Source organism: Kaistella yonginensis, assembly GCF_030409525.1.
GTDB classification, from domain to species: domain Bacteria; phylum Bacteroidota; class Bacteroidia; order Flavobacteriales; family Weeksellaceae; genus Kaistella; species Kaistella yonginensis.
The window spans coordinates 22,227-30,400 of the sequence record NZ_JAUFQB010000014.1 but is presented as its reverse complement, the minus strand read 5'-3'; the positions used below and the strand labels follow the sequence as shown (position 1 = coordinate 30,400).

Annotated in this window: 9 protein-coding genes; 8 read left to right on the top strand and 1 reads right to left on the bottom strand. The window is 29.6% G+C overall.

Features of this window, described 5'->3' with window-relative positions; translation table 11 throughout:
* Nucleotides 1–245: 245 nt before the first annotated feature.
* Nucleotides 246–491, bottom strand: a complete 246-nt coding sequence (locus QWY78_RS05645) for a DUF2188 domain-containing protein (protein WP_290217408.1) — start codon at nt 489–491, stop codon at nt 246–248.
* A gap of 140 nt (nt 492–631) precedes the next feature.
* On the opposite strand from QWY78_RS05645, the gene QWY78_RS05640 reads away from it, so the two are divergent.
* The 8 genes from QWY78_RS05640 (at nt 632) to QWY78_RS05605 (ending at nt 8,167) form a co-directional block, all read left to right on the top strand.
* Entirely contained in the window at nt 632–1,396 is a 765-nt protein-coding gene (locus QWY78_RS05640) for an RNA polymerase sigma factor (protein WP_290217407.1), read from the top strand.
* 10 nt (nt 1,397–1,406) lie between these two features.
* Nucleotides 1,407–1,748: a hypothetical protein gene (locus QWY78_RS05635; protein ID WP_290217404.1), complete on the top strand. Its 342-nt coding sequence runs from the start codon at nt 1,407–1,409 to the stop codon at nt 1,746–1,748.
* A 7-nt stretch (nt 1,749–1,755) separates the two neighbouring features.
* Nucleotides 1,756–2,547, top strand: coding sequence for an ImmA/IrrE family metallo-endopeptidase (locus tag QWY78_RS05630; RefSeq protein ID WP_290217402.1), 792 nt, complete (start codon nt 1,756–1,758; stop codon nt 2,545–2,547).
* Between the two features lie 95 nt (nt 2,548–2,642).
* Nucleotides 2,643–3,923: a hypothetical protein gene (locus QWY78_RS05625; RefSeq protein WP_290217400.1), complete on the top strand. Its 1,281-nt coding sequence runs from the start codon at nt 2,643–2,645 to the stop codon at nt 3,921–3,923.
* Between the two features lie 163 nt (nt 3,924–4,086).
* Nucleotides 4,087–4,854, top strand: coding sequence for a DUF6577 family protein (locus tag QWY78_RS05620; protein WP_290217398.1), 768 nt, complete (start codon nt 4,087–4,089; stop codon nt 4,852–4,854).
* A complete protein-coding gene (locus tag QWY78_RS05615) occupies nt 4,847–5,956 on the top strand; it encodes a nucleotidyl transferase AbiEii/AbiGii toxin family protein (RefSeq protein WP_290217396.1) in 1,110 nt (369 codons plus the stop codon). Before QWY78_RS05620 ends, QWY78_RS05615 begins: the two co-directional genes overlap by 8 nt.
* Nucleotides 5,953–6,774 carry a UPF0489 family protein gene (locus QWY78_RS05610; RefSeq protein ID WP_290217395.1) on the top strand — a complete coding sequence of 274 codons (822 nt, stop codon included), beginning with the start codon at nt 5,953–5,955 and terminating at the stop codon, nt 6,772–6,774. Before QWY78_RS05615 ends, QWY78_RS05610 begins: the two co-directional genes overlap by 4 nt.
* A 511-nt stretch (nt 6,775–7,285) precedes the next feature.
* A complete protein-coding gene (locus tag QWY78_RS05605; RefSeq protein WP_290217393.1) occupies nt 7,286–8,167 on the top strand; it encodes an IS982 family transposase in 882 nt (293 codons plus the stop codon).
* The last annotated feature ends 7 nt before the right edge of the window (nt 8,168–8,174 follow it).

The following is an 8,174-nucleotide window of genomic DNA, read 5'->3' as shown; positions in this document are numbered from 1 at the left end:
CGGTATCTAAAGGTATTCCTGCAAGCTGTTTTAATTCTGCCCCTGTTTTGTACTGGTCAAAGGTTTCATAATCTTTACCTTCTATTACAAACGTTAGAGGTTTTTGGGGATTATGGGGGTGAATCACCCCGTGTTGATTGTCTGAATTCATTTTTATATATTTTTATTCATTATTGTGTTTTAATTTATTACTTAACACTTTAGTAATAAAGAACTTTCTTCCGGTTAATTTCAATATCTACTGGTTAGTGCTTTGTGTCTTTTATAGAACTTGGATCGTTTCCTGGTCTTACAGTATCACTATCTCGAATAGGACCACCATTTGGTCGATGTATCCGAACTTCTCCGCCACCATTGTTGGAGGAATATTGTTTTGCGATTTTTTCAGCCTCTCTTTGAGTACTTGCAATTGCTGAGGCTTTTTTGCCTCCTTCTTTTTGAACATTCCACCCTTGTTGTCCTTTTTTCTGTGTTACATGGTAATTTGCCATTTTATTGTTTTTTTTAAATTATCGGAGAAATTTTGTAACTTCCCTCTATAATGTATACTTAATTCCGTGAATTTTATTTTTATGTGAAAGATTCACGGAATTATGTATAATCTATATAAGCTTAACACTCGATGAAACAAATGCAAAAATTAAAAAATGAAGAAGGTGATTCTGATGATTATTTAATAGAATTAATAGGTCTTAAAGGAGATTTTCCTGAAGAAGCTATGACTGCTTATGGACAGCTTTATGACAGGTTTTGGGATGAAATGCTGACTATCGCAATAAAAGCTACAAAGGATGAACAAAAAGCAATGGATCTTGTTTCCGATACGTTCAATATGGTTTATTCAAAAGCAGGAACCTTTAAAAAAGAAAAAATTAGAAATAAAGAAAATATTCATATCGCCATTCTTTATTGGATGACAAGAATAATGATGAACGTTTTCTATGACAATTATCTTCCCGAAGAATATTATCATTCAAAATCTAACAAGGCTGAATTCAAAGAGAATGAATCTCCCAATATAATTCAAAATAATTTTAAGCCTAAACAATTTGACTCCTATGAAGATGACTTCTTCGATTTACTAGAAAAACAAGAAAATGATGCTGATAATGAGTCGACATTAACATACGAAATAATAGAAGATGAAGAGCAAGAAATAAAGTCAGAAAATTTAAAGAAAATCGAAGAATATCTTTTAAAAATTTCTGAAAGAGACCGAGATATTATTTTAATGACATACAATAGTTATACTCCGGGGAAAAAAACTCCATCTTCTATATTAGATGAATTAGAGCAAAGGTGGGGAACAAGCAGAGAAAATATACGCCAAATTTTAAGTAAATTCAGAAAATCTATCTCAAAAGATTTAAGCAATCAAATATTTTTAAGAAAATAAAAATCTAATAATGAGTACTATTTCAAACAATATCGATGATTTTTTAGATGATGAATTACATCAATCCCTATCGAAATTAGGCTATATTTTTCCGAGTACTATAAGTGATTTCAAAGAAATTATCAAAAGTACCAAGAAGGAAAAACGCAAAAAACCAAAACAATTGAAAGATCCTTATGAATTTCTAAATCATAAAGTTTATAACAGTGATAAAAAATTTATATCTACAAATGATGAAGCAGATTACTCTGAAAAATTTGCTCAAGCCGCTAGAGAAGGGAAACAAATTTCAGAGGAAATTAAAAATGAAATGCAAAAAGATAAATTAAAATCGAGAGATAAAAAACAGTGATATCTAAATGTTGTCTAAAAAAAGAGAAAATGAATTATCTGAACTTGCAGATTTTATTGCTAATCAATACTGTCCAAAAGGAATAATTGACCCAACCATAATTGCAAAAGCAAAACAAATATCTTATTGTTATGGTCAATACAAGAATTCTTTTGATGGTTTAATTGAATATGAAGCAGGTAGTTTTCATATTTATATTAATTCAAAAGATATTAACTCTCCAAGAACACGATTTACTTTTGCCCATGAGTTAGGTCATTATTTTATAGATGAACATAGAAATGCTTTACTTGACGGAAAAACTCCTTCACATCCATCTAATACAAATTTCTCTTCAAAAAATCCTGTAGAAATTGAGGCTGACTTTTTTGCGTCTAGTCTACTTATGCCTAAATCAAGAATTAAACAGGATTGCTTCAGACAAAAATTTAATTTTGAATTAATTGAAAAAATATCTCAAAAATATAATACGAGTATTACTGCAACAATTTTAAAATTAATGACTCTAGATCATCATCCCATAATGATTGTCTGCTCAATTAACAATAACATTAAGTGGTTTAAATATAGTCATGATTTTCCTTTCAAGTGGCTTAAAAAGCCTAATGGGATTGTTCCTAAGGATAGCCTTGCCGGTGAATATTTTAGAACTCGTAAAAAACATGAAAAGACAGTTCCTGTAGCTGCTGATGATTGGTTTGAATATGTTCCGGAAAGAGATTATGATCGTTATTTTTATGAAAAATGTATTTATGCGGATAAACACAATTTTGTTTTAAGCATCATTTGGGAAGACTAAATTTTTACTACTATTTTATTGAAATCAATTGTTGAATCTTCATCTTAATCCGCATTTTTTATTACGTATCATTTTTTTAATTTTAACAATCTACTATGGAAGAATTTAACAAACCTTTTCATCAATCTACTATCAATTTACGCGGAAAAAAATCTACAGATGTTATTGATGTTACCAAACTTTTAACATTGGTAGAAAATCATGAAAACTTCAATGACCTTATAAAAGAGTTTAAAATCGAAATTGACAGAAAATCATATATCAATATTTCAAAAATAGATGTTGCATTTAGATACGTGGAATTTATTACAAAAAAATATCAATATTTAAAATATAACAATAGTGATAAGAATATATCTACATTTTTAAAATCAGACGACGATAAATTAAAATCAGGGATATATTTCAAAATAGAAAATGCATGGGATGAAGATGGAAGCATTATAAATGATTTTGAAGCAAAAGCAGAATATGATTCTGTAAATATGTTTTACAAATCCCGTGAATTGACCAAATACATAAACTTTTTAAAAGCTAAAAATAAACAAACCCTTTTAGATGATATAAATGATTCTTGGGATAGAGAATTTGAACGTGATCCAAAATTGTCTAAAAATCGAAAGTTTCGGTTTTTGAAAGATAAAGATGGAAAATTTTATCTTCGAAGTATTACTTCTGGTTTATATAAAGAGTACGGCGTTGCATTCGCTTTTGTAATTTCAATATTAAATTTAGATCGTGCAATGAAAAAGAGTAAAGGGTTAAACTTTGATATCACATCACTATCACTAAATGAATCCAAATTTGAAATGATAATTACCGCAGGAAATCCAGTAAAAATGGATGGGTTAGGTTTTGTGAGTGCTTCTTTAAGCATTAGAAACAATGATTTAGGCAATCAATCCTTATCTTTTACAAATACCATTAAGTTCACACCTATTCAGAAATCCGAAATTGATATTTATTTATATCCAAAGAGAAAAGTAAAAGATGTCACAGAAAATAAGAAAGTTTCACATACTTTAAAAATTGAAACAGTATTTGACGAATTTAGAGGCATTGATGATAATTTCTATTCACCAGAAGCATTTATAAGAGACTACGAAGGATTTTATAAAGCAAAATCTGCTGATGAATTAAGACAAAAAATTAATGAAAAGATAGAAGCTAACAACAGTCCTTTCAAAGAAGTGCGACAACTAAAAGATTTATTTAAAAGATCTACCAATGTAAAAGTGGATAATATTGCAACTTTACTTGTTCTATGCGGCAAAGCTGAATTATTAGATATGGACTATGATCTAAAATTTAAATTAAGATATATTATCTCTGATATTCTTCTATATGGTAAAACGGGTGCTATTGATAATGAGTAAAAATATCAAATTTAACTTCTACAATGTTTAATCCTAACATCTCCACAAGTAATTTACCATAATTGGTCTTAGTAAATAATTTACTAATTATATGATTTTATAATTTTAATTTCAAATTTACGCCACTTTTCCGTATTTTTGGCAAAGTTTTGATTTGTTCATTATGCCTAAATTGATAGAAAATAATATTATTGAAGCTTTCCAGAAGCGTTCATCTTTTAATAGGGATGAACTATATGAGTTTTATTTAAATTATGAACCCAATCTGAAAGAAAGTACTTTTAGTTGGAGAATTTATGATCTTAAGAAGAAGGATATCATCAAAACTATTGGGCGTGGATTGTATGTTATATCCTATAAACCCAAATATAAACCTGTACTGTCAAACAATGCTTTAAAGATAGCCCGAAAAATTTCTGAACGTTTCGAAGAAATAAATTATGCTATATGGGAAATTCCCTGGCTAAATGAATTTTCTCAGCATCAAACCTTTAACCAAATGATTGTGGTGGAAGTTGAAAAAGAATTTGAAGAGTCTGTTTATTATTTTCTTAAGGATTCGCTAAAAATGAATTTTTTCTTGAATCCAGATGAAAAACAAATTAAGTTTTATATTTCTGAAATTAATAATGCGGTTGTAGTAAAAAGACTTGTAACCAGAGCTCCGATAAGTAAAATAAAAGAAAATAAAACAACCATTCCAATTGCGACACTTGAAAAAATAGTGGTTGATCTATTTGCTGATGAAAATTTATTCCACGCTTATCAAGGTTCTGAACTTATTTACATTCTTGAGAGGATACTAAATCACTATAGTATTAACCTTACAAAAATGTTCAGTTATGCAAAAAGACGGAAAAAAGAACAAGAAATCAAACAGTTTATAAGCATTCACATTCCAAATTTTTTAGAAGATATTCAGTATGATTAGCAGCAAAAGTTTTACAAAAGAGTGGTTGGATAGTTTTCGTTTAAAAAAAGAACACAGGGGCATTAATGTAACCATTTTAGAGAAAATGGTTCATGCATTATCACTCCTTGAACATTTAAAAATAGCCGGGCTTGATTTTGTCTTTAAAGGCGGAACATCTCTAGTGCTACTGCTAGAGAAAGATAATAGATTTTCAATCGATATTGATATTATTTCTAAAGCAAACCGCAAATCATTAGAACAAATACTAGATTCTGTGGTTGCTAATTCCCATTTTTCAAAACATACTTTAAATGAACGCAGAAGCTATCAAGATGGTGTTCCGAAAGCACACTACACTTTTGAATTTAATTCTGTTTATAACCCAAATGTTCCCGGGACAATTTTATTAGATATTTTGTTTGATAGTCCACACTATCCAGAAATGATTGAATCATCTGTAGATACTCCTTGGTTATTAGTTGAAGGAGTTACAACCACAGTAACTACTCCCTCAATAAATTCAATTTGCGGAGATAAACTTACGGCTTTCGCACCAGAAACAATAGGAATTCCATATTACAAGCAAGACCAACTTTTTGCAATGGAAATCTGCAAACAATTATTTGATTTAGGAAAACTATTTGAAAATATAACCGATGTGAATACAGTAAGAGAAAGTTTTTCCGAATTTGCAAAGGCGGAACTATCTTACCGAAGTTCTGACGAAGAATTTAGTCGTAAAAAAATTAATGAAAAAGATGTTTTATGGGATTCTATAAATACCTGCGCTATTATAGCTCGAAGAGAAAATAACCCAACTGCAGAAACAAAAAAGAAATTTTCTGATTTAAGTAAGGGTATCAATAGTTTTGGTAGTGCTTTTTTAATGAAAGGACACTTTAGAATAGAGGATGCTATGGCTGCTTCGGCTAGAGTTGCTTATCTGAATGTAATATTATTGCAACCTGAAATTATTGAAATAGAATATTATAAAGATCAAGATATAAGTAAACTAACGATTGAAAATGTCGATTGGGCATTTTTAAACAAATTGAAAAGACAACCGGAAAAATCAATATTTTATTACTGGTATAAAGCGGTGGAATTATTATCATTATGAAAAAGAAAAAATCTGTTAAAATCCAGATGATAGAATTCAGAAATCCACACTACATAGAACCTCCTGGCGCTTTACGTGAAATTTTATCACATCCAATCAAAAAATCTGAAGCTATTGAACTTGCAATATTTCAAGAACATCGCTATGCTTTTTTTTATTGGAATAAATGGATCCGGAAAAATAAGGACGAAAAGCCTCCTTGTTTAGTTTCTTTAGACTGGCATCAAGATTTGTGCTATCCGGAAGACATTGAAAAAGAATGGTTGGATGATTTAGACTTATCTTCTGATGCAAAAGTATCTTTGTACTCTTGGGCAAAACTTGCAGGCAATAATGATGGACATATTTTATGTGCAGCTTATCTAAATTTAATAGGCAACATATATGTGCATTGTAGACAAGAATCTTGGGGAGCTGCATGGGAAGATGAAGAACTGATTGATACCTATGGCAACAAACATATTATTAAAAAATTTAAAACGTATCATGAATTGCAGGAAGCTTTGTTAAAGTCATCAGAGACTTCGGTGTTTTTCGATATTGATTTAGATTTCTTTTCGGTGAAAAATGGTTTAAGTGATGGTTTCTTCAAATTTACTTATTTGAAAGAAAAAGAAATAAGAGAAATGTTAGACAAAGACAATCCGTTAATTAAATGGGTTTTTGAACGGCTAAAAGGGTTTACGATCGCTACGGAACCAGAACACTGTGGTGGACTTTTGAAAAGCAATAAGTTTCTCAATTTAATAAACAAAATATATTTCAGTCCGGAATTATTTGCACCAAAATGTAATTGGAAATGGAAACCAAAATATTAATAAGTTGGTATAAATTTCTGATATGATCATCTTTAAAGCAAGGAATTAATTCAAGTGTTTTGAGAATTTCTTAATTTTGCCTTACGTTTTTCTACCCTCTTTTTTTGTTGATTTCTTCAAATTCTCTATCAATAATAATGAAATCCTTAATTACAAAACTCTTAATTTCTCTAAACAATTGAAAACCACCGCAAACCTCATATTCACACTCCTCTTATAATTTCGATTATGTTAAGTGCGGTTGTTTTTTGCAAACTCCAATTATTGCATTTTCCTCAATATACCACCTGTCTCATCAGCAAAAAAAGTATTGAAATTTAAACTTTTATTTTTCAATAGTAACAACCCAAATTTTAGCAATACCATTGGGCAGATAAAGTCACATATTCTATTCGTTTTTTGTGATACTTCGAAATAAAACATTAAATAATAACCCGTAGTGCATTATAAAAGGTTATCCATATTACAATAAAAAAACCGTATATTGTATTGACTACCAATCGAATACACTATGAATAACCTGGATGCAATTTACGATTTTATTTTAAATGAATTACGAAAATTATCGATGACAGAAAATTTTTATTTTAAACCCATTCAACCAAAACTCTCTGATTTAGAATTGATTGGCATCAATATTTCTGCAGAATATTTGTCGGTTGATTCTGAATATCAATTATTTAGATACTTGAAGAATTCAAAATTAAAAGGATTGATTGAAAGAAGCGTTTATAATCGGAGAAAAAGAAAACTTTTTTATCCCATGGAAAATGTCAGAAAGCTGATGGTGGCGAAATTTAATGAAGTAGGAACTGCTTTTATCGTTGATTCTATGCCTTTGGAGATTTGTAAAAATTCAAGGGCAAACCGTTCAAAAATTTGCAAAGAAAATGAATTTTCATTTCCGAGCAGAGGCTATTGCGCCTCGCAATCGAGTTATTATTATGGGTATAAATTACACGCGGTTTGCTCTGTTTCAGGCATATTCCAGAGTTTTGATATTTCCACTGCAAGTATTCATGATATTCATTTTTTGAAAGATATAAAGCATCAAATGAATAATTGCACTTTACTTGGAGACCGAGGTTATCTATCGGCAAATGTGCAGATAGATTTGTTCAATTATGCAAATATTAAGCTGGAAACCCCGATGAGAAGCAATCAAAAAAATTATAAAAAGCAATCTTATCTATTCATGAAATCGAGAAAAAGAATTGAGACTTTATTCTCCCAACTTTGTGACCAGTTTAAGATCAGAAATAATTACGCAAAGTCTTTTAATGGCTTTAAAACAAGGGTTTTGAGTAAAATAACAGCGCTAACTTTCATCCAATTTGTAAATGTTTTTGTCTTTAATCGAAAAATGAACAATATCAAAATTTCAATTGTTTAATAATGCA

Bases quoted from the DNA above. Each gene is read 5' to 3' on its own strand.
- QWY78_RS05610 (WP_290217395.1), top strand. From the start codon at position 5,953: ATGAAAAAGAAAAAATCTGTTAAAATCCAGATGATAGAATTCAGAAAT.
- QWY78_RS05645 (WP_290217408.1), bottom strand. From the start codon at position 491: ATGGCAAATTACCATGTAACACAGAAAAAAGGACAACAAGGGTGGAAT.
- QWY78_RS05620 (WP_290217398.1), top strand. From the start codon at position 4,087: ATGCCTAAATTGATAGAAAATAATATTATTGAAGCTTTCCAGAAGCGT.
- QWY78_RS05630 (WP_290217402.1), top strand. From the start codon at position 1,756: ATGTTGTCTAAAAAAAGAGAAAATGAATTATCTGAACTTGCAGATTTT.
- QWY78_RS05640 (WP_290217407.1), top strand. From the start codon at position 632: ATGCAAAAATTAAAAAATGAAGAAGGTGATTCTGATGATTATTTAATA.
- QWY78_RS05625 (WP_290217400.1), top strand. From the start codon at position 2,643: ATGGAAGAATTTAACAAACCTTTTCATCAATCTACTATCAATTTACGC.
- QWY78_RS05615 (WP_290217396.1), top strand. From the start codon at position 4,847: ATGATTAGCAGCAAAAGTTTTACAAAAGAGTGGTTGGATAGTTTTCGT.
- QWY78_RS05605 (WP_290217393.1), top strand. From the start codon at position 7,286: ATGAATAACCTGGATGCAATTTACGATTTTATTTTAAATGAATTACGA.
- QWY78_RS05635 (WP_290217404.1), top strand. From the start codon at position 1,407: ATGAGTACTATTTCAAACAATATCGATGATTTTTTAGATGATGAATTA.